The sequence below is a fragment of the Sphingobium chungangianum genome (genome assembly GCF_977014255.1).
Genome location: NZ_CDRNIV010000006.1, coordinates 946,927 through 972,130, shown reverse-complemented (window position 1 = coordinate 972,130; position 25,204 = coordinate 946,927). Strand labels below are relative to the sequence as shown.

Here is a 25,204-nt window from a genome sequence, read left to right as displayed (position 1 = left end):
GCCTTACCGGTCCCTTTCCACGATATAGTCTGCGATCGATCGCAGCAGATCGGCCTCCCCGCCGAACCCATGAAGATGCGCCTTGGCCTGATCAACCAGCAAACGCGCCTGCTCACGCGCGCGCTCAACGCCCAGCAGGGACACGAAGGTTTCCTTACCCGCCGCCGCATCCTTGCCCAGCGCCTTGCCCGCCAGATCGGCGTCGCCTTCGACGTCCAGCAGATCGTCGGCAATCTGGAAAGCCAGGCCAATGTCGCGCGCATAGCCGTGCAGGCTGGTGCGAGCATCGGCCGGAATGCGCGCCATGATCGCCGCCGCATCCACACAAAAGGCGATGAGCGCCCCGGTCTTAAGCTGTTGCAGGCGCGTTACGGTGACAAGGTCGAAGCTGGTGCCTTCCGCCTCCAGATCCATCATCTGCCCACCCGCCATGCCCGCAGGACCACTGGACAGCGCGAGCGCCTTTACCAGCTCCACCCGCACGAAGGGGTCCGGATGCGTTTCTTCATCCGCCAATATCTCGAAGGCAAGATCATGAAGGCAGTCCCCGGCCAGGATCGCCGTCGCCTCATCAAAGGCCTTGTGGATCGTCGGCTTTCCCCGGCGCATGTCATCATCATCCATCGCCGGCAGATCGTCATGCACCAGCGAGTAGACATGGATGCATTCGACAGCCAGGCCAACGCGAAGCAGCGAATCCTGGGAGATGTTGAACAACTCACCCGCCGCCTGCACCAACAGAGGACGCAATCTCTTGCCGCCGCCTATGGCCGCATGGCGCATGGCCTCATAAAGGCGCGCACGCGGATCATCGGGAACGGTCAGCAACAGCTCGAACGCGCGATCAATGTCTGCGGCGACGGCAGCCGCTCTAACAGTCACTACCGCTGAACCGGAGGTCAGCCCCTCCATGGCCACGGCGCTCAATCCGCGCCGAAAGGCTGGGCGCCCGTGACGGCGCCGCTGGGATCGATGGTCAATTTCTGGATGCGGGCCTCTGCCGCCTGCAAGCGTTCAAGGCAGCGCTTGCGCAGCTCTTCACCCTGCGCATAGAGCGAGATCGAACTCGTCGAGCGGCACGTCACCGCTTTCCAGCCGGCGAACGATCGACTCCAGCGCCCGCAGCGCATCCTCAAACGACAATTGGGACAAATCGCCCGGCTCTGTCTTGCTGTCTTCGGCCATGCCCCATGCATTGGCGAGCGCAGGTGGCCGGGTCAAGCCTGCACCACGCCGCAAGGCAGATTCCGGGCCTGCTTGTAATAAAAGCGTCATCCAAACTCGCACAAGACTGGAGGGATTTTGGCAGTTTTGCGTTGACGCTCGCGCCAGCAAGTGCACATAGAAGGACCGCTATGAAATATTATCTCCCCCTGATTTCCGCCGTTGCTCTCAGCATGCTCTCCGCTTGCAACAAAAATGATGAACCAGAAGTCGTCGGCGGCCCTGCCGATCCGATGGCTCAACAGCTCGCGAATGCCGCACCTGTCGAACTGCCGCCTTCGGTGAAGGTAAGCCGTCAGTATCGCTGCAAGGATAACAGTCTCATTTTCGTCGACTTCCTGAGCGACGACAAGACCGCGAACCTGCGCACTGAAAAGAACGGCGCGCCGACGAAGCTCGTCGCCCCCGAAGCTGGCAAGCCCTTCACGGCCGAAGGCGGCTATTCGGTCGAAGGCAGCGGCAAGCAGATCACCGCCACCCTTCCGGGCAAAAGCGGCCTTAGCTGCAAAGCCTGATCAACATTTCCATGTCTTTCACAGGCCGGGCTCAACAGCCCGGCCTTTTTCATTTCCCTATCCGGCCGACCAGTTCGGGTTCACCAACCTCGACGGGGTCAGGACCAAAGCGGTTGGGACCGCGCGTCCCGCTCATGATGAAAAAGACCAGCAGAACCAGGCTTCCGATCACCGGGAAGAAAATGATCAGCAGCCAGAAACCGCTCCGATCCGTGTCATGCAACCGCCGCACCGCCACGGCGAGCCAGGGGATCAGGATGGCCAGACCGAACAGGCCGGTGAGCGGCCCTCCCCGCGTGTGATAGCCGGTATCGAACCACCAGGGACCGTGGCGTACCCAATGTTCGGTGGTGCTGAGGCCAAGTAGCCCTTCGACAATGCCGATCGCGATGAAGCAAAGCAGAAGGAACAGGATGAACATCCAATATTCCTTTGGCCGCGCACGGCCGGAAAAACGGGCGTAGCGGCGCAGCGGCAATAACATCCATTCCATATGCCCCGTCCTCCGATCGGTGTTCCAACGCATATAAATAGCATGTTTTCCCAACTTGGGCTGGCCAAGGATTGTCTATCCGCCCCTCCCCGGCTAAAGGCGCGCTCATGTCGACCGCAGCCACTCAGATCACCCCGGAAATCGTCGCCGAACATGGCCTTTCGCCGGAAGAATATGACCGCGTTCTGAACGCCCTCGGCCGCGAGCCGAATCTGACGGAACTGGGCATCTTCTCGGTCATGTGGTCGGAGCATTGCTCCTACAAGTCGAGCCGCATCCACCTGAAGAAGCTGCCGACGGAAGGCCCGCAAGTCATTTGTGGCCCCGGTGAGAATGCGGGCGTCGTCGACATTGGCGACGGACAGGCGGCGATCTTCAAGATGGAGAGCCACAACCACCCGTCCTACATCGAACCCTATCAAGGCGCGGCGACGGGCGTGGGCGGTATCCTACGCGATGTCTTCACCATGGGCGCGCGTCCAGTGGCGAACATGAACGCGCTGCGCTTTGGCCGCCCCGATCATCCGAAGATGAAGCATCTCATCAGCGGCGTGGTGCATGGCATCGGCGGCTACGGCAATTGCGTGGGCGTGCCCACCGTGGGCGGCGAGGTGAATTTCCACCCGGCCTATGACGGCAACATCCTGGTCAATGCGATGACCGTGGGCGTCGCGGATACCGACAAGATCTTCTATTCGGCCGCCAGCGGCATCGGCAATCCGATCGTCTATGTAGGATCGAAGACCGGCCGCGACGGCATTCATGGCGCGACCATGGCCTCGGCCGATTTCGGCGACGACGCCGATGCCAAGCGCCCGACCGTGCAGGTCGGCGACCCCTTCACTGAAAAGCTGCTGATCGAAGCCTGCCTTGAACTCATGGCGTCCGACGCGATCGTCGCGATTCAGGACATGGGCGCGGCGGGCCTTACTTCCTCCTCGGTCGAAATGGCGTCCAAGGGCGGCGTCGGCATTCAACTCAACATGGACGACGTGCCGCAGCGGGAAACCGGCATGACGGCCTATGAAATGATGCTCTCGGAAAGCCAGGAGCGCATGCTCATGGTACTCCAGCCGGGCAAGGAAGCTTTCGCCGAAGCCATTTTCCGCAAGTGGGAACTCGATTTCGCCGTCATCGGCCATGTAACCGACACGGGCCGCATGGTGCTGGTCCACAAGGGCGAAACGGTGTGCGACATTCCGCTCGCGCCGCTGGCCGACGACGCGCCGCTCTACGATCGCCCGTCGATGCCGAAGGACGAATATAAGCTGTGGTCCAACGTCCAGCCGCTGGGCGAGATCGCCGAAAGCGCGGACATTGGCGCCGATCTCGTCAAGCTGATGGGTTCCCCCGACATCGCCAGCCGCCGCTGGATCTGGGAGCAATATGACCACATGGTCGGCGCCGACACGGTGCAGCGCCCCGGCGGCGACGCGGCAGTGGTGCGCGTCCACGGCTCGCAAAAGGGCATCGCGATCAGCACCGATTGCACCCCGCGCTATTGCTATGCCGATCCCTATGAGGGCGGAAAGCAGGCGATCGCCGAATGCTATCGCAACATCTCGGCCGTCGGGGCGACGCCGCTTGCCGTCACCAACTGCCTGAACTTCGCCAATCCGCAACGGCCGGAAATCATGGCGCAGCTCACCGGCTGTCTGGAAGGCATGGGCGACGCCTGCCGCGCGCTCGACTTCCCCATCGTGTCGGGCAACGTCTCCCTCTACAATGAATCCAAGGCGACGGGCGGCGGCTCGGCAATCCTGCCCACCCCCGCGATCGGCGGCATCGGCCTGTTGAAGGACGTCGATGTGATGGCGACCGTCGCTTTCAAGCAGGAGGGCGATGCAATCTGGCTCATCGGCGGCAAAGGCTCGCATCTCGGCCAGTCCATTTGGCTGCGGGAAATTCAGGGTCGCGAAGCTGGTGACGCGCCAAAGGTAGACTTGGCCGCCGAACGAGCCAATGCAGAGACTGTCCGCACGTTGATCGCCCAAGGGAAGGCCAATGCCGTGCACGATATTTCGGACGGCGGCCTGCTGGTTACCATCGCCGAAATGGCGCTGGCAGGCGGAATGGGCGCGCAGCTCGACATCGAATTGAACACCGCAGCGGCCTTTGGCGAAGATCAGGGCCGCTATGTCGTAACAGCGGCGGCGGGTACGGAGATTGCCGGTGCAGTCAAGATCGGTACGGTCGGAGGCGACAATGTCGCGGGCGTGAATCTCGCCGACCTGCGCTCTGCGCACGAGGGTTTCTTCCCCAACCTGATGGACGCTGAATTGTAAGTGCCAACACACATGGCTCCTGCCCAGCGGGAGCCATGTCGAGCAGGCCGGGTCACCCGTCCGAACAATATCTGATAGGCGTCAGTGCCGCCTCCGGCATCGAAGGCAGCCATCACCTTCTTCAGTTCTTTCGGCGAAAGCGGTTTCCGGCCCTCGCTCGATACGACCGCGCCAATGCCCTTCAAATGAGCAATCAGGCCACGCGCCCCGGTGCAGCTGAGCGGACAAGTTTCATCAAAGGCGAAGGCATCCTCATATCGGCGCAGCATTGACGACAGTTTATCGAGCGAAGGGTAGTCGGGCACGCCGGGAACGAGGTCGCAAGCCTGATGAGCTGCTCGCCATTGACCAAAACTCTCCTTTCCCATGGTAGAAAAGATCAGGCTGCCCCCCGGTCTCAACAACGCCACCAGGCGAGCGAGGGCCTCTTCCAGATCATCGAACCATTGAAAGGCGAGGCTCGACAGGATGAGGTCGAACCATTCCCCCTCGAACGGCGGCGCTTCGCCATCCATGGCAAGAAACGTCCCCGCGACGAACGCCCCTGTAGCCGTTCGAGCAAGCATTTCCGGCGAAATGTCGGTGACCAGCAGCTCCGCCCTCGGCCAGCGCTGCTGAATATCGCGAGTCAGCAGGCCCGTGCCGCAACCGATCTCCAGGATGCGCCCCACCCCGCTGGGCTTCTGCCGCTGAGCAAGGTCGGCGACCAGCGCCGCCGCCGCGCGTTGGGGACCGGCATGATCTTCGTAATGGCCGACCGCCGCGCCGAACGCTTCGCTTATCCGTTGCTTGCGGCCGCTGTTCATGGCTAGTCGCATGACAGAGCCCCGCCGACTTTGCCAGCGTCTTTAAGGAACCTCGCCGCATGCCTCCTCCTTCATCCCGGATTGCCGCCATGGACGTGCTGCGCGGGTGCGCCGTCATGGGCATATTGTGGATGAACATCAGCGCCTTTGCCCGGCCGCAGACGGCCTATTTCAATCCGACCGCTGTTGGCCCGCTGTCCATCGGCGATAAACTGTTCTGGCTCATCAGCTTCCTGTTTTTCGACGGAAAGATGCGGGCTCTTTTTTCGATATTGTTCGGCGCTTCCATGCTGTTGTTGATTGATCGGGAAGAGATGGAGGGGCGTGATGGGCAGCGAGCGCAGATCATTCGGGCGGCTTGGTTGTTCATCTTCGGCCTTGCCCACTATCTGCTGCTATGGGCAGGCGACATATTGATGAACTATGCCCTGATCGGGCTGGTCGCGATGCTGTTCGTCCGCAAGGAACCGTTGGCGCTCATCAAATGGGCCTTCTTCTTCTTCCTCGCGCATTTTCTGATCTGCGCGCTGTTCATATTCAGCATCCACGGATGGGCAGACGCGGCCGTCGCACCAAGCGCGACCGCCAGCATCCGGGATAGCTTCGCGCAATATATCGGACCATTCACCAACCCCGATGACCCTGCCATCCGGCAGGAGATCGTCACCTATCGCGGCAGCTTCGCAGCCATTCTGACGCATCATTTACACCTTTTCGTCCACGATTGGTGGTGGACCTTCTTCATGAGCGCATTCGACACTCTTGGGTTCATGCTCATGGGCATGGCGATGCTTAAGGGCGGCTTCCTGACCGGACGATGGGAAGCGGAGCAATATTGGCGCACTGCCCGCCACTGCTTCCTGGTTGGATTGCCACCCATGGCGGCGCTCGCGGGCTGGCTGCTCTGGCAAAACTTCCCTGTTGTTCCGTCCATAGGCGTGTCGCTTGCCTGGTCATTTCCTTTCCGCATCCCGCTTGCAGCCGGCTGGGCAGCACTGATCCTGTGGATCTTCACAAGACATCGCCAGAGCCGCATGACGATGGCAGTCGCGCGCACGGGGCGCCTCGCTCTCAGCAACTATCTCGGCACCAGTCTCATCATGTGCGCTGTCTTCTATGGTTGGGGACTAGGGCTATTTTCGCATCTCCGGCCGTCGGAACTGCCGCTGGTGGTGCTGTGTGGATGGCTGTTCATGCTTGCTTGGTCCACAGCGTGGCTATCCCGATTCGCCGTAGGACCCCTGGAATGGCTATGGCGAAGCTTGGCTCGCGGCAAAGCGCAAAAGATTCGCAACAGCATCTAATATTCTATTGCGACCCATTATCATTTGAGATATTTCCCGAGTCAGGGAGAGCCTCATGGTCGTCTGTGTCTGCAATGCCATTCGCGAAAAGGATCTGAAGGAAGCCGTGCGGGGCGGCGCCGATACCCCTTGCAGCGCCTATGCTCGCCTCGGCCGTCGGCCCAAATGCGGCCAATGCGTACCTTTCGCCCGCACGCTGATAGCTGCCGAACGCGCTACCGCCTGATCCGATTGCGTGACATCCGCAGCGGGCGTCTCTCTTTTGCCGCGAACTCGACGCAATAGCTGCTTGCAAAATCCCCCTTTTCTGCGGCTTTCCGGTTAACAAAGCTCCGCGATGGCCCTATAGTTACGGCTTCATTCCAATAGCCTGAGGACAACGCCATGAAGGGTGACTCAAAAGTCATCGACTATCTCAACGAGGTCCTCAAAAATGAGCTGACCGCGATCAATCAATATTTCCTGCATTACCGTATGCTCGATCATTGGGGCATCGAGAAGCTCGCCAAATTCGAATATGAAGAGTCGATCGATGAGATGAAGCATGCCGACAAGGTGGCGGAACGCATCCTCTTCCTCGACGGCTTGCCCAATTTCCAGCTGCTTGGCCGCCTGAAAATCGGCGAAACGGTCGAAGAAGTGCTGAAGGCCGATCTTGAGCTGGAATATGAAGCACTTCCCGTTCTGAAGGACGCCATCGCCCATTGCGAGACAGTGCGCGATTATGTCAGCCGCGACCTGTTCCAGTCGATCCTCGAAAGCGAGGAAGAGCATGTCGATACGCTGGAAACCCAGTTCGAAATGATCGAACGCATGGGCATTCAGAACTACATTCAGCTGCAGAGCAAAGCCAGGGAAGAGTGATTCGGCGGGCGAGGTCGCCCCGGCAGCCCGCCCAGTTTCAAATCAGCGAATCGAGCAGCCCAATCAACGGCAGGTCCGCCGGCGGCATATCCAGCGCATACATCTGGTTGGGCCTGACCCATTTAAGTTCCGTGGCATGCCGCGCCTCGGGCAGGCCCTCCCATTTTCGGCAAACATAGAGCAGAAGCAACAAGTGCCGGTCTCCTAGCGCCTCACTGGCGAAAGCTGCGGGCGCGAGGCAACTTGTGTGCGTGCGGATGCCGAGTTCTTCTTCTAACTCTCGGACAAGTGCAGCCTCCGGGGTTTCACTTTCCTCCAACTTGCCCCCAGGAAATTCCCACAGCCCCGCCATCGCCTTACCAGGCGGGCGTTGCTGAAGCAGCACCCGGCCATCGGCATCGACAAGTGCTGCAGCCACTACCAACAGGGGATGAATTGTCGTCATATTCGTCCAGCAAAGGGGTTTGTTAACTCTGGCTCTTTTACAAGGCTAAACGGGACTGTCTGCAATAAACGGGTGATGCAATGCGCGGGTTGATCAAACGCCTATCCCGATCGAGGTTGTTGCAGTGTCAACGGGGAGCAACCGCAGTCGAATATGGGCTGATCCTGGCCTTGGTCTGCCTGGCCGCACTCGCGGCGATATCGAATGTCGCAAACAAGACCGTAGGCATGTGGAACAACGTCGCCACAGAGGTTCTCGCGCATTAACCATCAATATCTGACACTTCCTTCGCGCCATTAAATCTTTGTCAACCTAACTCCCATAAACCGTCCATAGCTGACCTATTTCAAGCGGGGCGGCCGGGTAGTTAAACGGGATTTTTTCTAGTCAAGGAGACTTCACATGAAGTTCGTTCGCAAGATGCTGAAGAATGAAAAGGGTGCAACCGCCATCGAGTATGGCCTGATCGCAGCTCTGATCGCTGTCGCCGCCATCGGCGCAATGACCAGCCTCGGCGGCAAGCTGGGTAACACCTTCAATAAAGTTTCGGCCAACATGAACTGATTTCGAAACCTTTTAAAAAGGGCGGCGGGAGCGATCCCGCCGCCCTTTTTTATGTCTTCTCATCGGCTCTTCTGAAGGGTTAGGTAATAATCTTGACCCGTGGGCAGACCGTAGCACGCCTTGCACGGTCAAGGCGTTGAGAGTCGGGAAGCGTTCCAACAGATAATCTGTATAAGCCATGCGTCGGCTAATCGATTGCACGTCACCTGCCTCGGTGATCACCACGCGGACGCACACTGCTTTATGGCAATGGCGCCCCGTGCAGTGATTCGCGTGACGTACAGGTCGATGGACGTCACCGTCTGACATGCTCAACCCGTTATCGAGACGAAACGACGTCCCGGACGCATGTTCCCAAGGAAGCAGCCTTTAGATCAAGCGCCGATGGCGAGGAACTTATCAGCCCGGTCAGTACGAAGATCCTGCGGGCTCAATCCGGCAAGGGAATCCAACTCTTCGCCAATGGCGGCGCCCAGGCTGGCGATCGCCTGCACCGGCTCCCGATGCGCGCCTCCAATAGGTTCTGCAATGATCCGGTCGATGACACCCAAATCCTTAAGATGCTGGGCGGTAACCTGCATGGCAGTGGCGGCATCGCTCGCCTTGTTGGCGGTGCGCCACAGGATCGATGCGCAGCCTTCGGGCGATATGACCGAATAGACCGCATGTTCGAACATCAACACCCGGTTCGCAGCGGCCAACGCCACCGCGCCGCCGGAGCCACCCTCACCCACTACCGCAGCAATCATGGGCACACCTAGAGCCAAACACTGTTCGGTCGAGCGGGCAATCGCCTCAGCCTGACCGCGCTCTTCCGCCTGTACGCCCGGGAACGCCCCCGATGTGTCCACCAATGTGACGACCGGCAGCCCAAAACGGTCAGCCAATTGCATCAGGCGGATCGCCTTGCGATAGCCTTCAGGCTTCGCCATCCCGAAATTGTGCCGAACGCGGCTGGCAGTGTCGTCACCCTTTTCATGACCGATCACCATGACGCGGCGGTCACCCAGCATCGCCAGACCACCAATGATCGCCTGATCATCTGAAAACGCGCGGTCACCGGCAAGGGGCATGAAATTGTCGAACATGCCCGCGACATAATCCTTGAAATGCGGGCGATCGGGATGACGGGCGACCTGGGTCTTCTGCCAAGGCGTCAGCTTGGCATATGTGTCCACAAGCACCTTGGTCGCGCGCTGTTCAAGCTTATCGATCTCATCGCCGATATCGATGTCGCCGGCGCTGGCCGTAGCGCGCAATTCGATGACACGCGCCTCTAGCTCGGCGATAGGTTTTTCAAATTCCAGAAAGCTAACCATGGCCGATGGCGTTAGGGGGCAGATGCTTCTTCGTCAACGAAACGATGGCGCATTGTCGCCAGTGGATGACGGCTGTTGACCAGTTCGACCAGTCGGCGGCTATCGACATGCGTGTAGATTTGCGTCGTTCCGATATCGGCATGGCCAAGCATCGACTGCAACGCGCGCAGGTCCGCTCCCCCTTCCAACAGGTGCGTGGCGAAGGCATGGCGCAGCACATGGGGACTGACCCGCTGTGGAGCGATACCGGCGGCGGCGGCCAGCTGCTTAACCAGCTGATAAAGCCGAATGCGGCTGAGATAAGTTTTCCCTGACGGGAACAGCCAGGGACTTTCAGCAGGGACATGCGGCAACCATATGGAAACGGCGGCCCGCGCCCGATCCGATATCGGCACCAGTCGCTCGCGCGCGCCCTTGCCCTTCAAAATCAGGAACGGCCGATCCGTTGCCAGCGCGCGACGGGGCAAGGATACCAGTTCGGTAGCCCGTAAACCGGAACCATATAACAGCTCGATCAGGGCGGACAGACGAAGATCCAACGCGGATGGATGCTCGACCGTCAGTTTTTGTTCGATCAAGGCAAAGAGTGATTCGACTTCCTGCGCGGACAATATCTTCGGCAGGGACCTGCGCGTTGCGGGGCGTGGTAGCGCCGTGGAAGGATTGTCAGCCCGCAGCCCCTCTTCCTCCAGAAAGCCGTAAAATGCGCGCAGTGCTGAGACTTTCCGCGCAACGGACGAGGCCGCCAGCTCCGCCCAGGCTGTGGCCAACCCGCCTAGGGTTTCCTTCGTCGCGATCGAGAGGCCACCCAAAATCGCCGCTACGCCTTCCAGATCGGCGCGATAGGCCAGCAAGGTGTTGCGCGATGCACCCCGTTCAGCCGCCATCATTTCCAGAAAACGACCGATCAGCGCGCCATCTTCTCCCATGGGCTCAAATCCGCGTAATCGCCTCCGCCGCGATCATCCGCGCTTCGGGATCAAGCCCGACCTGATGCAGAGCAGCGACGATATGATAGAGATGGGCGGGCGGCAGACGATTCCATTCTGCCGTTTGCATGCCCACTGCCGCGAGCAGGGCGACGGTGGCTTTCTCCCCCCTCGCCGCCGCCTGATGGATCGCCCTCGCCCACCGGCTGTTCACCGCCAGGTTGAGCCCCTTATCCTTTGCCAATGAAGCGCTTGCTTGCGAATTGATGCGAGCAAGGCCCGCCAGCGCAGCAATCAGCATCTGGCCTTTTTGCGCGCCAGCTTCATCCGCGAAAGAAGAAATTCGGCCTTCGCTGATATCGACAACTGAACTGGGCGCGCCCACCGCCAGCAACGCCCAAAGGTCGCCAGCGCCATCCCCCTCCGCCTGACGAGCCACCCCGCTCCAGCGCGCCGCGCTGCGATCATAGCCTGCGGTCAGCATGGCGGCGATCAGGTTGGCGGCCTCTCGCGCATCGATGTTGGCCACCGGCAAAGCGGCAGCGGCTTTGGCCGTGGCGATCAGGCCGACATAATCGGGCCTGCCATTGTCCCGCCACAGCGTCTGCATCGCCTGGACCCGCTCTTCGGGCGAACCACCACGATAGGCGGTGCGTAGCGCATCGATCCGGTCGGCAATTTCGGGCGAAGCATCGCCGTCAGCGCCAAGCTGGCTGTAAAATCCTACCAAAGCCTGGCTCGAAAACACGCCAAGCCGCGCTGCCGCCTCACTGCCTGGCAGACGACGAACCGCGCTAAGCGCGGGCGCGCGCGCTTCCCACGCGCGGACGTGGCGCCCGGCGGTGGCATATAGCAGTTCGGGAATTTCCACATTGAGCGCGGTTGCCAGGCCAAAGCGCCATGCCGTCAGCCCGTCGACCCCATCCCATTCGATCTTCACCGATCGTCGCGCGTCAAAGCCGGTGCCCACGACCTTTTCCGCAAGCCGGTAATCTATGCCGCGCACCACCCCGCGCCGCTGGGCCTGATTGAGCGCAGCGCTCGCCGACCCTTGATCGCCCGACAATGCCGGGCAGATCGCCCGCGTCATGTCCCACCCCGGTTCCTTGCTGTAACGCAGCGCGCCAGCCGACAGAGGACACAGGCCAGCCGGATCCGCCGTGGCCAGATAAGTCTGCATCGCCACCGCATAGAGGCGTGGCGTGAACTTGTCCGAATCGACGCTCTGCACCAGTAGCCGCGCACTGTCCGCCTCGCCCATGCGCAGCAGCAACCATGCCCGCTCCGCAACCCAGTCGGCACCGTCGATATCACGAGGCGTGTCGGTCGCGGAGAGCAACGCGCGCCGCAACAGGATAGAAGCCCAGCGCGACGTGATCGGCGCTCGCGTTTCCTTCATCAGCGTGGCGAGAAATTGCCCGGACTGTGCGCCGAAGGCATCAGGCGCCATGCCACGCCGTTCCGGCGTCAGCGGCCCAATTCGATCCAGCGACCGATGCGCGCCTTCAGGAAGGTCATATTTCTGCTTTTGCGCCGCCAGCTCTTCTTCTGACAGCGCTTCCTCTGGACCATTTCCCACTGCATTGTCGGCAGGAGCCATAACGCTGCCGGACGGCAAGGGCTGAATCATCGGGACGGGAGCAGCCGGACTTGCCGGACGCGGCGTTTGCGATCCGGTGGCTGGCGGCGTCTCGGGCGCCTCTCCAAAGCCGGGGGGCAGAAGCGATTCAGGCGACTCCTGCGCAATCACCGGCAGCGTGAGCGCGAGCGCAAGCGTTCCAAGCGCCCATTTCGCATTCAACCGGCCTTGACGCATGCCCTTATTTGCCCAGCTTTTCGGCGGGAATGGCCTTTTCCACTCGCTGCTGCGGCCGTTCTCCGCCCCGCGACCAGAGCAACGCGACCAGGCCGATCACCAGGACGATCAGGACGATGGGAATGATGGGCAAGCGCGTGCCGCGACGACGCGAACCGCTCTCGAAGGTGCTGAAGGAACGATTGCTTCTCATGAATCCTTGTGCGGCCAAGCCGTGAAGTTGAGGAAAGTTGCGATTTGCCTCTGCGACGGGGGGATGTATAGCCCCCTCCGCAATGCAGCGAAACAGCAAATCCGTGCCTCCGCAGTCAAAGCGCGGTTCCATCGTCCTCATCGGGATGATGGGAGTCGGCAAATCGACGGTGGGGCGCCGGTTGGCGGCGCGGCTTGGCCTTGCCTTCGTGGACGCGGACGAAGAGATCGAAAAGGCCGCTGGCATGACGATTTCGGAAATGTTCGAACGTTATGGCGAAGGATATTTTCGCGATGGCGAACGCCGGGTGATCGCCCGGCTGCTGGACGACGAGCCAAAGGTGATCGCAACCGGCGGCGGCGCGTTCATGCAGGAAGAGACACGCGCGCTTATCCTGGGTCAGGGGACTGCGATATGGCTCGACGCCGACATCGACACTTTGGTCGATCGGGTGTCGCGGCGGGAAGGACGTCCTCTCTTGAAGGGCAAGGATCCTCGCGTCGTGCTGACCGAACTGGCGGCGGTGCGCAATCCTGTCTACGCACTCGCGCCCATTCATGTGAAGAGCATCGCCGCCCCGCACGAAGTGGCGGTCGAGCGCATCCTGGAGAAACTGGCCGCATGGCAATAGTTCGCGTCGCGCTGGATGCGCGCAGTTACGATATCGTGATCGAACAAGGCGCGCTGGACCGGGCGGCCGATCATCTTGCGCCCTACGCCCGCGGTGGCCGACTGATCGTCGTGACGGACGCCAATGTCGCAAAGGCGCAACTGCCCCGGCTCGAAACCAGCCTGCGCGGCGCCGGTATCGCCGTCGAACCCATCATCCTGCCCGCAGGCGAGCAGACGAAAAGCTGGCGACACCTCGAGCAATTGCTCGACCAATTGCTGGCCCTGGAAGTGGAGCGCGGCGATCATGTCGTGGCGCTTGGCGGCGGGGTGATCGGTGATCTCGTCGGGTTCGCCGCGTCCATCCTGAAGCGCGGCTGCCACTTCATCCAGGTGCCAACGACGCTGCTCGCCCAGGTGGATAGCTCCGTGGGCGGCAAAACCGCGATCAACGCGAGCGCGGGGAAGAACCTGATTGGCAGCTTCTATCAACCCAGTCTTGTCCTCATCGACCCATCGACGCTCGACAGCTTGCCCGCGCGCGAGACCCGCGCGGGCTATGCCGAGGTTGTGAAATATGGGCTGATCGACGACCCGGATTTCTTCGCATGGTGTGAAGCCGAAGGGCAGAAACTGCTGGCGAGCGATCGCGACGCACGCGAATTCGCAATCGAACGAAGCGTTCGAGCGAAGGCCGCTATCGTGGCGGATGACGAACGAGAGACATCCGGTCGCCGCGCACTGCTGAACCTTGGCCATACTTTTGGGCATGCGCTGGAGGCGGATACGGGCTTTTCCGATCTGCTGCTACATGGCGAAGGCGTTGCGGCGGGCATGGCGCTCGCTTTCCGCTATTCTGTGCGGCTGGGTATATGCACGATGGAGGATGCGGATCGGGTGACGGCACATCTGAAGTCCGTTGGCCTGCCGCATGATCTTGCTAGCGCCCATGTTAAGGCCGATGGCGCCGCTTTGGTCGCCCACATGCTGCATGACAAGAAAATGGCGGCAGGCACCCTCCCCTTCCTGCTGGCGCGGGGGATTGGAAAGACGTTCCTGTCAAAGGATGTGGCGCTGGATGATGTAGCCGCGTTCCTCGACGAGGCCCAAGCAGCAAGCTAAAACTGACTGCTCCCCTCCCGCAAGCGGGAGGGGCCGGGGGTGGGCTAGCGCAAGGTAGCTTCTTTTAGGGCGAACTCAAAAGCTCACTCCTCTCGCGCCCTCCCCTAACCCCTCGCGCCTCAGGGAGGGGGACGTCTTGGAACACCGCCGCACCCAACAAAAAAGGGCGCCCATAAGGCGCCCTTCCCATTCGTTCCACGAAGGAACCGATTACTTCTTCAGCGTCAGGCCGCCAAAGCGCTTGTTGAAGCGCGCCACCTGGCCGCCGGTGTCCAGCTGGCGGTTGCCGCCCGTCCAGGCCGGGTGAGACTTGGGGTCGATGTCGAGCGCCAGCGTGTCGCCTTCCTTGCCCCAGGTCGAACGGGTCTGGAAGGTGGTGCCGTCGGTCATCTGGACGGTGATCAGGTGGTAATCGGGGTGGGTATTGGCCTTCATGAGTCTGCTCCGTCAATGGGCCGGTTTCCGACCGGCCATGGATGCGAATTCTTGCGAAGGCGCGCGGTTACATGGGATCACGCGCGAACGCAACCCCTCCCGGCCTAGTCCTCCGGCGGATCGGCGATCATCGCGACGAAGTTCGCCTCGGCGCACAGCTTGCCATCCACCGTTGCCTTGCCCACAAACTTGCAGACGCGGCCACGAATCTGAAGCAATTCGACGTGAAGGTCCAGCAAGCAACCCGGCTCCACCGGATTGCGGAACTTCGCCCCGTCGATGCTCATGAAATAAACGAGCTTGCCCGATCCTCGCAGATCGAGCGTTTCAACCGTCAGCACGCCCGCAGCCTGCGCCATCGCCTCGATGATCAACACGCCCGGCATGATTGGGCGGCCAGGAAAATGCCCTTGGAAGAACGATTCATTGATCGACACGGCTTTGACCGCATGGATCCTCTCTCGCACCACGAGAGAGGCCACGCGGTCGACGAGCAGCATCGGATAGCGGTGCGGCAGCGCCGCCATGATGCCACGAATATCGATGGCGCCCACGGCGGCGGTGGCCGCTTCAACTTCCCCCGTCATCGCTGCGATCAGCGCGAGGTCGGCTGCTGCGACGGGTTGGCGGGAGCCGCGGCGGCAGGCGTCGGCGCCTGACCACGAGCGCCGCCGGGTTGCCAACCAGCGGGCGGCACGATGCCGACGCTCGGCACCAGCGCGTTGAGTTCAGTCACGACCTGCTGCGTGATGTCGACGGTCGGCTGGTATGACACGGTGGCGTCGGGTGCCAGGATCAGGTCAACCTTCGCCTTCGTCATCGCCGACTTGAGCGCATCCGACAGCTTTGCCGAAATCTGCTCTTCGACATAGGCGTTGGCGAGCGCGATCGGCTGGCCCAGGCGCTGCAGTTCGGCCTGACCGCTCTGCCCGGCCTTCTGATAGGCTTCATACTGGGTCTGGATCGCGGGCGTAGGCTTGTTGCCCGCCGCCTTCATCGCTGCCTCAAGCGCCGTGCCCTTGGTCTTCAGGTCAGCGTCGATCGCATTCTTGCGCGCGGTGAAGCTGTCGATCTGCGCCTTGTAGGTCGTCTGAATCTGTGAGCGAGCCGTGGTGTAGGCCGAGCTGGTCGCTACCGCACGCTGAAGGTCTGCAACAGCGATCCCAATCTTCGACTGGGCTGAGGCAGGCACGCTGGTCAGTGCGATGGCAGTCATGGGCGCAAGAGCAAGCGCCGCGGCCTTGAGCATCTTATTCATTAGAATTGAGTCCCTACGTTAAAGCTGATGAGCTGAGTGTCGTCCCCTGGTTCCTTGAGCAGGGCCTTGGCGATGTCGATGCGGAACGGCCCGAACGGCGAGTTCCAATTGACGCCAAAGCCCACGGAAACACGCGGCTTGAGCGTGTCGCCGAGATAAACTTCTTCAAATCCGGTGCCATCGACATAGGCAGCGGCAAATCCTGTCGGCGCTGGGTCGCATTTCCCGAGCGATGGAGCGCGAACGGTACTCGCTGTCCCAGTTGTGCCTGTGTTGGGGGTTACCTGACAATAGCCAGAAAACGGAGCTGTGACCGGGTCACGCAGCCCCCCGACGGCACCCGCGTCCACGAACACAGAGGGGCGCAATCCCATTTCACGAGCACCAGATCCCAGCGGAATTTCCACCTCCGCCCTAGCGAGATAGTAAATCCTTCCACCCAGCGCGTCGTCTCTAACGTTATTGTTGCTGGGATCGCGATCGAAGATCTGATTGCCATTCGCATCTCGGACTGGATTTCCATTCGCGTCGGTCTGCCCCCGCAGATAGAATCGCTTCACGCGAGGACCAATGCCACGGATATCAAAACCACGAATTTGCGGATTTCCGAGGAAGAACCGATCCGTCAAACGAACCGGGTCAACCAAAGCTCCGCTAGCATCCCGACGATCACCTTCGAGCGAGTGGATATAGCCGCCTTCCGCCGAGAGCGAGAAAATGAAGCCACCACCCAACGGCCAGAATTTAGAACCGTTAAGTCTGGTGCGGATATACCTAACGCTGCCACCAAGCCCCGCAAAATCCTGATTCAGCACAAGGTTATTTCCTCGCGTGGGGCGGATGCGGTTGTCTCGATTATCAAAGATCAGCGAGTAGCCGAGCGAGGATGTTGTCCGCTTGCCGATCGCGTCGCACAGGTAACGACCAGCCAAAATCGGATCACACACGCCATTGGTGTAATAGGTGGCCTTGTCCAGGCTGACATCATCCAGATTAAGGCTGTAGCGCAGCGCCAGCGACATATATTCGGTGATCGGCACGCCCGCGCGAATTTGGAAGCCCGTCGTCGTCTGCTTATATGTCGTATCGCGATCATTTCCGTTACCCGTGTATCGGAAGCTGTTCAGATCACGCCGATAGATGTCCCCACCCAGCGCGATATTCTTGTCCATGAAATAGGGTTCGGTGAAGCCCACTTCGACCGACTTCGAATAGCTGGAATAATTGACGCTGGTGCGCAATTCCTGGCCCTTGCCACGGAAATTGCGCTGCGTGATCGATGCCGAGACGATGAAGCGCTCAAGCGAGGAGAAGCCCGCCGATAGCGACAGTTCACCGGTCGATTTTTCCTGGACGTTGGTTTCCAGCACGATGCGATCGGGCGCGGAGCCCGGCTTCTGCTCGATGTCGAGCTTCTCCTGGAAGAAACCCAGCGAGTTGATGCGGTCCTTCGAACGCTTGACGAGGAAGCTGTTGAACGCGTCACCTTCCGCCAGACGGAACTCGCGGCGGACCACCTTGTCCTGGGTCAGCGTGTTGCCGTTGATGTCCACCCGCTCGACATAGACGCGCGGCGCATTGGCGATGCGGAAATTAATCCCCATCGTCAGGCTGTCCTTGTCGCGGTTGAAATCCGGCTGAACGTCGGCGAAGGCATAGCCGAACAGGCCCGCCGTCTCGCTCAGCGTGTCGACAGTATCCTCGACCTGCTTGGCGTTGTACCAATCGCCCTTTTTCATCGGCAGCGTCTTGGTAAGCGACGCACTCGACAGGTCGCGAATGTCGGATTCTACCTTCACGTCGCCGAACTTATAGCGCTTCCCTTCCTCAACCACATAAGTGATGATGAAGTCCTGCTTGTCCGGCGTCAGTTCCGCCACGGCTGAGATCACGCGGAAATCGGCATAGCCTTCGGTCAGATAATATTGACGCAGCTTCTGCTGGTCATAGGCGAGGCGATCGGGATCGTAGCTGGTGCCCGAGGAGAAGACGCGGAACCAGCGCGACTGTTTCGTCACCATCTGGCTACGCAGGTCGCCGTCGCTGAACTTCTCGTTCCCGATGATGTTGATCTGGCGGACCTTGGACTTAGGCCCTTCGGAAATCTCGAAGACAATGTCGACGCGGTTCTGGTCGAGCTGCACCATCTTGGGCTCGACCGTCGCGGCAAAGCGGCCCTGACGACGATAGAGTTCGATGATGCGGGCGACGTCGGCGCGAACCTTCGACCGGGTGTAGATCTGGCGAGGTGCGAGCTTGATCTCGGGACGGATCTTGTCTTCCTTCAGCCGCTTGTTGCCTTCCAGCACGATGCGGTTGATGACCGGATTTTCCTTCACCTCCAGCGTCAGCGCACCATTGTCGTTGCGGATTTGGACGTCGGCGAACAGCTCGGTTTCATACAGGTCGCGCAGCGCCTGATCGAGCGACTCCTGCGTAAAGGGCTGGCCAATGCGCAGCTTGGTATAGGACAGCACTGTATCGGGTTCGAGACGCTGCTGGCCCACCACGCTGATGCTACGGACGGTTCCCGCAGCCGGTGCGACGGCGGGGACAGGCGCGGGCGCGGCGGGTTGCGGCGCGTCCTGCGCCAACACGGGAACCGCGGACAAGCCGCCGATCATCGTCGTTGCCAGAAGGGCCGCGACAACCGGGCGCTGTCTCTTGCTGCTCATCATCGCTGTCACCCGCTCTACCCTTTTACAAAAAAGCATATGTTCGTTCACGCCGGGAAACACGGCGCTAAATCGCGCCTCCCTGCCCGATACGGCTTAGCCGATCAAGCCGGACAGGCGTTCCCAGAGCCCGAAAGAAGATAAATCGTTGAAAGTCACCAGCATCATCATGGCCAGGAGTACCGCCAGACCCGAACGATACGCCCAATCCTGCACGCGCGGACTGACGGGCCTGCGCTGTATAGCCTCCACCCCGTAAAACAGCAGATGTCCGCCATCCAGCATGGGAATTGGCAACAGGTTGATGAACCCCAAATTAATCGAAATAAGGGCCATGAAGAATACAAAGCTTTCGACCCCCAAAGTCGCGGCCTGACCCGAAACCTCCGCGATCTTGAGTGGTCCGCCCAGTTCCTTATACGACCGGCCACCGCCCAATATCTGCCCCAGCGTCTCGACCATCGTACGGATGATCTGGCCCGTCTGCTTGAGAGCGACGACAGGCGCGCGCCAAAGCTCCACCGGCTCTATCACCGGCTGTCCAGGAGCGATGCCCAACCGCCCGACCTTGAAACTGTTGCCGAAGCCGTCACGCTCCTGAACGGCGCCGACGCTACCCTGCTTCTTGACGGTCTTACCCGCCCGCTCGAGCAGGATCGTCACCGGTTCACCGGGACGGATTTGCGCATAGAGGCGAAGGTCGTCGAAGGTCGCCATCTCCCGCCCATTGAGCGACAGGATACGATCTCCGGGCTGGATACCCGCCGCCGCCGCTGCGCTGGCTGGCTGCACCTTCCCCACGACCGCCGGGGTTCGGCTCTCGCCATAAGCGAAGGCGAATGTGGACAGGATCAGGATGGCAAACAGGAAATTGATGAATGGGCCTGCCGCGACGATTGCCGCCCTTTGCCACAGCGGCTTGGCTGGAAAGCTTTCGGCGCGCTCGCTCGCGGGAAGCTGCAACCATGCGGGGTCTATCTGGCTGGCGGCGTTCACATCGCCCTTAAAGCGGACATAGCCACCCAGCGGCAAAGCGCCGATGCGCCAGCGCGTTCCGCGCCGGTCTACCCATGCGGCAATCTCCGGGCCAAAGCCGATCGAAAAGGCTTCCGCCTTCACGCCACACCAGCGACCGACCAGATAATGGCCGAGTTCATGCACGAAAACGAGCGGCCCGATGACCGCTACAAAGGCGAGGACCGTCAACAGGAACCCGGGATTTTGGATCAAGCCGTCAATCTTTCCATCACTTGGCCCGCCATGCGTCGAGCCTGTGCATCTGCTTCCAGCACATCGTCGATCCCGCTTGGCACTGGCGCGCTATAGCGGTTCAGAACGTCCTCCACAATCATGGCGATATCAAGGAAGCCGATGGCCTTATTCAGGAAGGCCGCCACCGCCACTTCATTGGCGGCATTCAGGATCGCAGGCGCCAGCCCACCCTGCTCCGCCGCCTGCCGCGCCAGACGAAGCGCAGGGAAACGGCTGTCGTCCGGAGCCTCAAAATCAAGCCGTCCTGCCTGTGCAAGGTTCAGTGGCTGGCAGGGCGTTTCCATCCGATTGGGCCATGCGAGAGCGCTGGCGATAGGAATACGCATATCCGGCGATCCAAGCTGCGCGAGGGTCGAGCGATCCCGATATTCGACCATCGAATGGATGATCGATTGGGGATGAACCAAAATCTCGATGCGCTCCAGCCCCACGGGGAACAGATGCGCCGCCTCGATCAGTTCCAGGCCCTTGTTCATCATCGTGGCGCTATCAACGCTGATCTTCGCGCCCATGGACCAATTGGGATGCGCCACGGCCTGCGCTGGCGTTATGTGACGCATCTCTTCACGGCTGCGCGTGCGGAACGGGCCGCCACTCGCCGTCAGGATGATCCTTGCTACATCATCCAAACGACTTCCGGCAAGGCACTGAAAAATAGCATTATGCTCGCTATCGACCGGCAGCAGTGTAGCACCCGAATGCTCCGCCGCGTCCATCATCAGCGCGCCCGCTGATACAAGCGATTCCTTGTTGGCAAGGGCAACCGTGCCGCCCGCCTTCAGCGCCGCCATTGTCGGGCGCAGGCCCGCACAACCGACGATAGCGGCCATGGTCCAGTCCGCCCCCGCCTCTGCCGCCTCGATCAGAGCAGCTTCGCCCGCTGCGACCCTGATCCCTGACCCCTGCAACGCCGCCTTTAGCGCTTCGTAGCGCGCCGCGTCGCCTATCACAGCCATTTGCGCATTGCACCGGCGCGCCACAGTGGCCAGCCCGTCAACGTCGCTATGCGCGGTCAGTGCCACCACTTCAAACGCATCGCGATCGCGCTCAATCAGATCGAGTGTCGACATGCCGACAGACCCTGTCGCACCAAAGATGGAAACCTTGCGCGTCATGGAAACACCAACAAAAAATAGAGGGCAGCAGCGAGCGGCGCGGCCGCGACGACCCCGTCCAAACGGTCCATCACGCCACCATGACCCGGCAGCAGGTTCCCGCTGTCCTTGACACCCGCACGGCGCTTCATCGCGCTTTCCAGCAGGTCGCCCAGCTGCGCCGCCACCGCCAGCAGCCCGCTCGCAGCGGCAAGCTGGATCGGCAACCCTGCGAAACGATGCAGGACGAAACCCAGGATCAACGCCGCCAACACGCCCCCGCCCAGCCCCGCCCAGGTCTTGGACGGGCTTATCCTTGGCGCCAGCTTCGGGCCGCCGATCGAACGCCCCGCGAAATAAGCGCCAATGTCGGTCGCCCACACCAGCGACAATGTCCAGAAGGCGAGCAGAAGCCCGCCCGGCTGCTGCTGACGCAGAAAGATAAGCGCCATCACCGGCACGAAAACGTAGAATATCCCCAGCGGAAGACGGGCCGATCGCGTGACAAGCATGACAAAGAAGAAAGCCGCAACCGCAAGCGTAAAGGCTGTCCACGATAGGCCCGCCGCCAGCGGACAAAGCAGCGCCAGTGGCACGGACACCGCAAACATCGAAAGCCGCCGATGCTCAGACGAAGCGCCCGTAAGGTCCGCCCACTCCCCCTGCATCAGCACGCCAGCGACGACGAGCAGCAACCAGAAGAAGAAGCCCCCGAAATAAAGGGCGGCGGAGGCCAGGGCTATAAGCAGCAGTCCAACGACCGCGCGCGTGCGAAGCTCACTGGACATCGGTCAAAGCCCGCCGAAGCGGCGGTCCCGCAAACGGAAGGCGTCAAGCGCCTCGGCAAGCGCCCGCCCATCGAAATCGGGCCAAAGCATATCGGTAAAATATAGCTCGGAATACGCCGCCTGCCACAGCATGAAATTGCTCAGCCGCTGCTCTCCCGACGTCCGGATCAGCAGGTCGAGCGGCGGCAGATCGGCCGTGTCCAGCCCGGCTTCGACATCTTCCAATCTCACGGCTTCGGGATCGATTTCGCCAGCCCGCACCCGTCGCGCGATAGTCTGGACCGCTCGCACCATTTCATCCTGCGCGCCATAATTAAGCGCGATCGCGATGATCGGTCCGTTGTTGGACGCGGTTCGCGCCACTGCTCGCTCGATCAGGTCGACGAGACACGGATCAAGCGCCTGATAGTTGCCGATCACCCGCAACCGCACGCCATTGGCGTGAAATTCGTCTAGGTCCGACTCGATGAAGCGCCGCAGCAGCCCCATAAGGTCGGCCACTTCATTTGCCGGCCGCTTCCAATTCTCCGATGAGAAAGCGTAGAGCGTCAAACATTCCAGCCCAAGGTCTCGCGCGGCCCGAGCAACCCTGCGGACAGCTTCGACGCCAGCCCGATGCCCTGCGATACGCGGCAGGAACCGCTTCTTCGCCCAGCGGCCATTACCATCCATGATAATGGCGACATGGCGCGCACCATGACCGGACGCGCCGTCATGAGCGAAGTCGGATTTGGCTTGGCTGGCCATCAAAGTTGCGCGCGAGCGATGAACACGGAGGGAGCGTCCCGGCTTACTGGCCGAGAATTTCCTTCTCCTTGGCCGCCGTGACAGCATCGATATCCGAGATGGTGCTATCCGTCAGCTTCTGCACCTCTGTCTCCAACCGCTTGCGTTCGTCCTCGCTGATTTCGCCCTTCTTTTCGTCGGCCTTGAGATGGTCCATGCCATCGCGGCGAACGTTGCGGACAGCGACGCGGGCGCCCTCGGCATATTTGCTGGCGAGCTTGGCCAATTCCTTGCGCCGTTCCTCGGTCAGGTCGGGGATCGGCAGGCGCAGCGTCTGGCCGTCCATGATCGGATTAAGGCCAAGGCCCGCCGAGCGGATCGCCTTGTCACAGGGGCCGACATTGCTCTTGTCCCACACCTGCACCGACAACATGCGCGGTTCGGGAGCGGAAACGGTTGCCACCTGGTTGAGCGGCATATGTGCGCCATATACCTCGACCGTAACGGGATCGAGCAACTGGATATTGGCCCGGCCGGTGCGCAGACCCGCCAGATCACCTTTCAGCGATTCGACGGCGCCGTGCATGCGGCGTTCGAGGTCGGCCTTGTCATATTGAGCCATGGTCTTTCAGCGCTCCTGATTTTGCACGATCGTTGCAACTCCGTCCCCGGCCAGCACCTTTGTCAGATTGCCGGTTTCGCGGATGTTGAAGACGACGATGGGGATATTGTTTTCGCGACAGAGAGCAATGGCACTTGCGTCCATGACCTTCAGATTGTCGTTCAGCACCTTGTCGAAGCTGATTTCATCATAACGCGCCGCGTCGGCTACCTTCTTGGGGTCGGCATTATAAATGCCGTCCACGCTGGTGCCCTTGAACAGCGCGTCGCAGTTCATCTCCGCCGCGCGCAGTGCCGCGGTCGTATCGGTGGTGAAGAAAGGACTGCCGGTGCCCGCCGCGAAGATGACGATCCGGCCCTTTTCCATGTGCCGCACCGCTTTGCGCCGAATATAGGGTTCGCACACGGTCGCCATCGGGATCGCCGATTGAACGCGCGTGTCATAACCGATCTTTTCGAGCGCATTCTGCACCGCCAATGCGTTCATGACGGTGGCGAGCATGCCCATATAGTCCGCGCTTGTGCGGTCGAAGCCCTTGGCGGCTCCCGCCAGGCCACGAAAGATGTTGCCGCCGCCGACAACGACGCAGATTTCAAAGCCCGCATCCTTCGCCGCAGCGATTTCGGATGCGACACGGTTCACGGTTTCCGGCTCGATGCCGAATTGCCCCTGCCCCATCAGCACTTCGCCCGAGAGTTTCAGCAAGATGCGCTTGAACGGCGGACGAGTCATGCGGGGTAAAATTCCATCAATTGGAGCAGACAAAGGAATGGCGCGCACCTTAGGCAGCGCGCGCCATTCTGTGAAGTCCTTAGCGTCTTCGCCCGGCTTGTCGAGAAGCGTTGCTCCCGAGCGCCGCCCGAACCGAACGCCTTATCAGGTCAGGCCGGGATCAAACGCCCGCGGCCGCAGCGACTTCAGCAGCGAAGTCGCTCGTTTCCTTCTCGATGCCTTCGCCGAGCTGGAAACGGACATAGTTCTTCAGCGTGATCGAAGCGCCTGCATCCTTCGCCGCCTTGGCGACAACGTCAGCGATCGGCGTCTTGTTGTCCATCACAAACAGCTGGCTGAGCAGCGCATTTTCCTTGGCGTACTTGGCGACCGAACCATCAACCATCTTCGCGACGATCTCGGCGGGCTTGCCCGATTCGGCAGCCTTTTCAGCGGCGATGGCGCGTTCACGCTCCAGCAGAGCCGGATCGATGTCAGCAGCCGACAGCGCCAGCGGGAAAGCGGCAGCAATGTGCATCGCGATCTGCTTGCCCAGCGGCTCCAGCACGTCAGCAGGCGCATCACCCTCCAGCGCGACCAGCACACCGATCTTGCCGAGGCCCGGCGCAGCAGCGTTATGAACGTAAGGAACAACAACGCCCTGGCCTACTTCCAGCTGACCGATGCGGCGCAGGGTCTGGTTCTCACCGATGGTGGCGATGTTCGACACCAGCTTTTCGGAAATCGTGCCACCAGCCGGGTGAGCCTGCGACGACAGCGCTTCTGCATCGGTCGCGCCGCTGGTCAGGGCGACCTGTGCCACGGTGCGAACGAAGTCCTGGAACTGATCGTTCTTCGCTACGAAGTCGGTTTCGCTGTTCACTTCAACGGCAACGCCCTTGGTGCCAGCGACGGCAACGCCGACCAGGCCTTCAGCAGCGGTGCGGCTCGACTTCTTCTGCGCGGCGGCGAGGCCCTTGGCGCGCAGCCAATCGACGGCGGCTTCCATGTCGCCATTGGCTTCAGCGAGCGCCTTTTTGCAGTCCATCATGCCCGCGCCCGAACGGTCGCGCAGTTCCTTGACGGCAGCAGCGGTAATCTCGGCCATGTTTCGGCTCCTAAATTTCGATGGGGT

Annotated in this window: 27 protein-coding genes and 2 pseudogenes; 9 read left to right on the top strand and 20 right to left on the bottom strand. The window is 61.0% G+C overall.

What is annotated here, in order from left to right; translation table 11 throughout:
• Positions 1 to 3 precede the first annotated feature (3 nt).
• The gene (locus ACWNC0_RS11840) at positions 4 to 912 is read right to left on the bottom strand and encodes a polyprenyl synthetase family protein (RefSeq protein ID WP_449471800.1); all 909 of its coding nucleotides are present in this window, start codon (positions 910 to 912) and stop codon (positions 4 to 6) included.
• 11 nt (positions 913 to 923) lie between these two features.
• A pseudogene (locus tag ACWNC0_RS11835) lies at positions 924 to 1,185 on the bottom strand (exodeoxyribonuclease VII small subunit).
• 170 nt (positions 1,186 to 1,355) lie between these two features.
• On the opposite strand from ACWNC0_RS11835, the gene ACWNC0_RS11830 reads away from it, so the two are divergent.
• Positions 1,356 to 1,739, top strand: coding sequence for a hypothetical protein (locus ACWNC0_RS11830; RefSeq protein WP_449471798.1), 384 nt, complete (start codon positions 1,356 to 1,358; stop codon positions 1,737 to 1,739).
• Between the two features lie 49 nt (positions 1,740 to 1,788).
• Here ACWNC0_RS11830 and ACWNC0_RS11825 read toward each other — a convergent pair whose 3' ends face one another.
• Positions 1,789 to 2,232, bottom strand: a complete 444-nt coding sequence (locus tag ACWNC0_RS11825; protein ID WP_449471797.1) for a DUF805 domain-containing protein — start codon at positions 2,230 to 2,232, stop codon at positions 1,789 to 1,791.
• Positions 2,233 to 2,339: 107 nt separating this feature from the next.
• Here ACWNC0_RS11825 and purL point away from each other — a divergent pair, with 107 nt between their 5' ends.
• Positions 2,340 to 4,517 (top strand): phosphoribosylformylglycinamidine synthase subunit PurL, encoded by a 2,178-nt coding sequence (gene purL, locus ACWNC0_RS11820; RefSeq protein ID WP_449471795.1) that lies wholly within the window; start codon positions 2,340 to 2,342, stop codon positions 4,515 to 4,517.
• A gap of 47 nt (positions 4,518 to 4,564) precedes the next feature.
• Here the strand turns inward: purL and ACWNC0_RS11815 are convergent.
• Positions 4,565 to 5,323, bottom strand: a pseudogene (locus ACWNC0_RS11815) (methyltransferase domain-containing protein); the annotation flags it as partial.
• Between the two features lie 59 nt (positions 5,324 to 5,382).
• Here ACWNC0_RS11815 and ACWNC0_RS11810 point away from each other — a divergent pair.
• From ACWNC0_RS11810 to bfr, 3 genes are all read left to right on the top strand, one after another.
• On the top strand, positions 5,383 to 6,627 hold the full coding sequence (locus tag ACWNC0_RS11810) for a DUF418 domain-containing protein (protein ID WP_449471794.1): 1,245 nt from the start codon (positions 5,383 to 5,385) through the stop codon (positions 6,625 to 6,627).
• Between the two features lie 55 nt (positions 6,628 to 6,682).
• Positions 6,683 to 6,853 (top strand): (2Fe-2S)-binding protein, encoded by a 171-nt coding sequence (locus ACWNC0_RS11805; RefSeq protein ID WP_449471793.1) that lies wholly within the window; start codon positions 6,683 to 6,685, stop codon positions 6,851 to 6,853.
• A 158-nt stretch (positions 6,854 to 7,011) separates the two neighbouring features.
• Positions 7,012 to 7,491 carry a bacterioferritin gene (gene bfr / locus ACWNC0_RS11800; RefSeq protein ID WP_196224051.1) on the top strand — a complete coding sequence of 160 codons (480 nt, stop codon included), beginning with the start codon at positions 7,012 to 7,014 and terminating at the stop codon, positions 7,489 to 7,491.
• 37 nt (positions 7,492 to 7,528) lie between these two features.
• Here the strand turns inward: bfr and ACWNC0_RS11795 are convergent, their stop codons facing one another.
• Positions 7,529 to 7,936 (bottom strand): (deoxy)nucleoside triphosphate pyrophosphohydrolase, encoded by a 408-nt coding sequence (locus ACWNC0_RS11795; RefSeq protein WP_449471791.1) that lies wholly within the window; start codon positions 7,934 to 7,936, stop codon positions 7,529 to 7,531.
• Between the two features lie 80 nt (positions 7,937 to 8,016).
• Here ACWNC0_RS11795 and ACWNC0_RS11790 point away from each other — a divergent pair, with 80 nt between their 5' ends.
• Both ACWNC0_RS11790 and ACWNC0_RS11785 read left to right on the top strand, forming a co-directional pair.
• Positions 8,017 to 8,202, top strand: a complete 186-nt coding sequence (locus ACWNC0_RS11790) for a Flp family type IVb pilin (RefSeq protein ID WP_449471790.1) — start codon at positions 8,017 to 8,019, stop codon at positions 8,200 to 8,202.
• A gap of 136 nt (positions 8,203 to 8,338) precedes the next feature.
• Positions 8,339 to 8,500 carry a Flp family type IVb pilin gene (locus tag ACWNC0_RS11785; protein WP_196224054.1) on the top strand — a complete coding sequence of 54 codons (162 nt, stop codon included), beginning with the start codon at positions 8,339 to 8,341 and terminating at the stop codon, positions 8,498 to 8,500.
• Between the two features lie 374 nt (positions 8,501 to 8,874).
• Here the strand turns inward: ACWNC0_RS11785 and ACWNC0_RS11780 are convergent, their stop codons facing one another.
• Genes ACWNC0_RS11780 through ACWNC0_RS11765 form a run of 4 tightly spaced genes read right to left on the bottom strand, consistent with a single transcriptional unit; the run spans position 8,875 to position 12,757 of the window.
• A complete protein-coding gene (locus ACWNC0_RS11780) occupies positions 8,875 to 9,819 on the bottom strand; it encodes an acetyl-CoA carboxylase carboxyltransferase subunit alpha (RefSeq protein ID WP_449471788.1) in 945 nt (314 codons plus the stop codon).
• 11 nt (positions 9,820 to 9,830) lie between these two features.
• Positions 9,831 to 10,748, bottom strand: a complete 918-nt coding sequence (locus ACWNC0_RS11775; protein WP_449471786.1) for a tyrosine recombinase — start codon at positions 10,746 to 10,748, stop codon at positions 9,831 to 9,833.
• A 4-nt stretch (positions 10,749 to 10,752) separates the two neighbouring features.
• Positions 10,753 to 12,564, bottom strand: coding sequence for a hypothetical protein (locus ACWNC0_RS11770; protein ID WP_449471784.1), 1,812 nt, complete (start codon positions 12,562 to 12,564; stop codon positions 10,753 to 10,755).
• Between the two features lie 4 nt (positions 12,565 to 12,568).
• Complete coding sequence (locus ACWNC0_RS11765) at positions 12,569 to 12,757, bottom strand: hypothetical protein (protein WP_196224058.1); 189 nt, start codon at positions 12,755 to 12,757, stop codon at positions 12,569 to 12,571.
• 82 nt (positions 12,758 to 12,839) lie between these two features.
• On the opposite strand from ACWNC0_RS11765, the gene ACWNC0_RS11760 reads away from it, so the two are divergent.
• Together ACWNC0_RS11760 and aroB are read left to right on the top strand one after the other, a co-directional pair.
• On the top strand, positions 12,840 to 13,388 hold the full coding sequence (locus ACWNC0_RS11760) for a shikimate kinase (protein ID WP_449471782.1): 549 nt from the start codon (positions 12,840 to 12,842) through the stop codon (positions 13,386 to 13,388).
• Entirely contained in the window at positions 13,379 to 14,488 is a 1,110-nt protein-coding gene (gene aroB / locus ACWNC0_RS11755; RefSeq protein WP_449471781.1) for a 3-dehydroquinate synthase, read from the top strand. The genes ACWNC0_RS11760 and aroB overlap by 10 nt, the downstream gene beginning before the upstream one ends.
• A gap of 210 nt (positions 14,489 to 14,698) precedes the next feature.
• Here the strand turns inward: aroB and rpmE are convergent, their stop codons facing one another.
• The 11 genes from rpmE to tsf all read right to left on the bottom strand — a co-directional run bounded on the left by rpmE (position 14,699) and on the right by tsf (position 25,177).
• Positions 14,699 to 14,923, bottom strand: coding sequence for a 50S ribosomal protein L31 (gene rpmE / locus ACWNC0_RS11750; protein WP_066861944.1), 225 nt, complete (start codon positions 14,921 to 14,923; stop codon positions 14,699 to 14,701).
• Positions 14,924 to 15,027: 104 nt separating this feature from the next.
• Positions 15,028 to 15,510, bottom strand: a complete 483-nt coding sequence (gene fabZ, locus ACWNC0_RS11745) for a 3-hydroxyacyl-ACP dehydratase FabZ (protein ID WP_449471779.1) — start codon at positions 15,508 to 15,510, stop codon at positions 15,028 to 15,030.
• 8 nt (positions 15,511 to 15,518) lie between these two features.
• Positions 15,519 to 16,181 carry an OmpH family outer membrane protein gene (locus tag ACWNC0_RS11740; RefSeq protein ID WP_449471777.1) on the bottom strand — a complete coding sequence of 221 codons (663 nt, stop codon included), beginning with the start codon at positions 16,179 to 16,181 and terminating at the stop codon, positions 15,519 to 15,521.
• Positions 16,181 to 18,859 (bottom strand): outer membrane protein assembly factor BamA, encoded by a 2,679-nt coding sequence (gene bamA, locus ACWNC0_RS11735; RefSeq protein ID WP_449471776.1) that lies wholly within the window; start codon positions 18,857 to 18,859, stop codon positions 16,181 to 16,183. Before bamA ends, ACWNC0_RS11740 begins: the two co-directional genes overlap by 1 nt.
• A gap of 93 nt (positions 18,860 to 18,952) precedes the next feature.
• Positions 18,953 to 20,086, bottom strand: a complete 1,134-nt coding sequence (gene rseP, locus ACWNC0_RS11730; protein WP_449471775.1) for an RIP metalloprotease RseP — start codon at positions 20,084 to 20,086, stop codon at positions 18,953 to 18,955.
• The gene (locus ACWNC0_RS11725; RefSeq protein WP_449471774.1) at positions 20,083 to 21,243 is read right to left on the bottom strand and encodes a 1-deoxy-D-xylulose-5-phosphate reductoisomerase; all 1,161 of its coding nucleotides are present in this window, start codon (positions 21,241 to 21,243) and stop codon (positions 20,083 to 20,085) included. The genes rseP and ACWNC0_RS11725 overlap by 4 nt, the downstream gene beginning before the upstream one ends.
• Entirely contained in the window at positions 21,240 to 22,010 is a 771-nt protein-coding gene (locus tag ACWNC0_RS11720; protein WP_449471768.1) for a phosphatidate cytidylyltransferase, read from the bottom strand. The genes ACWNC0_RS11725 and ACWNC0_RS11720 overlap by 4 nt, the downstream gene beginning before the upstream one ends.
• Positions 22,011 to 22,013: 3 nt before the next feature.
• Positions 22,014 to 22,757 carry an isoprenyl transferase gene (locus ACWNC0_RS11715; RefSeq protein ID WP_449471766.1) on the bottom strand — a complete coding sequence of 248 codons (744 nt, stop codon included), beginning with the start codon at positions 22,755 to 22,757 and terminating at the stop codon, positions 22,014 to 22,016.
• Positions 22,758 to 22,800: 43 nt separating this feature from the next.
• The gene (gene frr / locus ACWNC0_RS11710) at positions 22,801 to 23,358 is read right to left on the bottom strand and encodes a ribosome recycling factor (protein ID WP_196224069.1); all 558 of its coding nucleotides are present in this window, start codon (positions 23,356 to 23,358) and stop codon (positions 22,801 to 22,803) included.
• A gap of 6 nt (positions 23,359 to 23,364) precedes the next feature.
• Positions 23,365 to 24,090 (bottom strand): UMP kinase, encoded by a 726-nt coding sequence (gene pyrH, locus ACWNC0_RS11705; protein WP_196224070.1) that lies wholly within the window; start codon positions 24,088 to 24,090, stop codon positions 23,365 to 23,367.
• A gap of 160 nt (positions 24,091 to 24,250) precedes the next feature.
• Positions 24,251 to 25,177 (bottom strand): translation elongation factor Ts, encoded by a 927-nt coding sequence (tsf, locus tag ACWNC0_RS11700; RefSeq protein ID WP_449471764.1) that lies wholly within the window; start codon positions 25,175 to 25,177, stop codon positions 24,251 to 24,253.
• Positions 25,178 to 25,204: the final 27 nt, after the last annotated feature.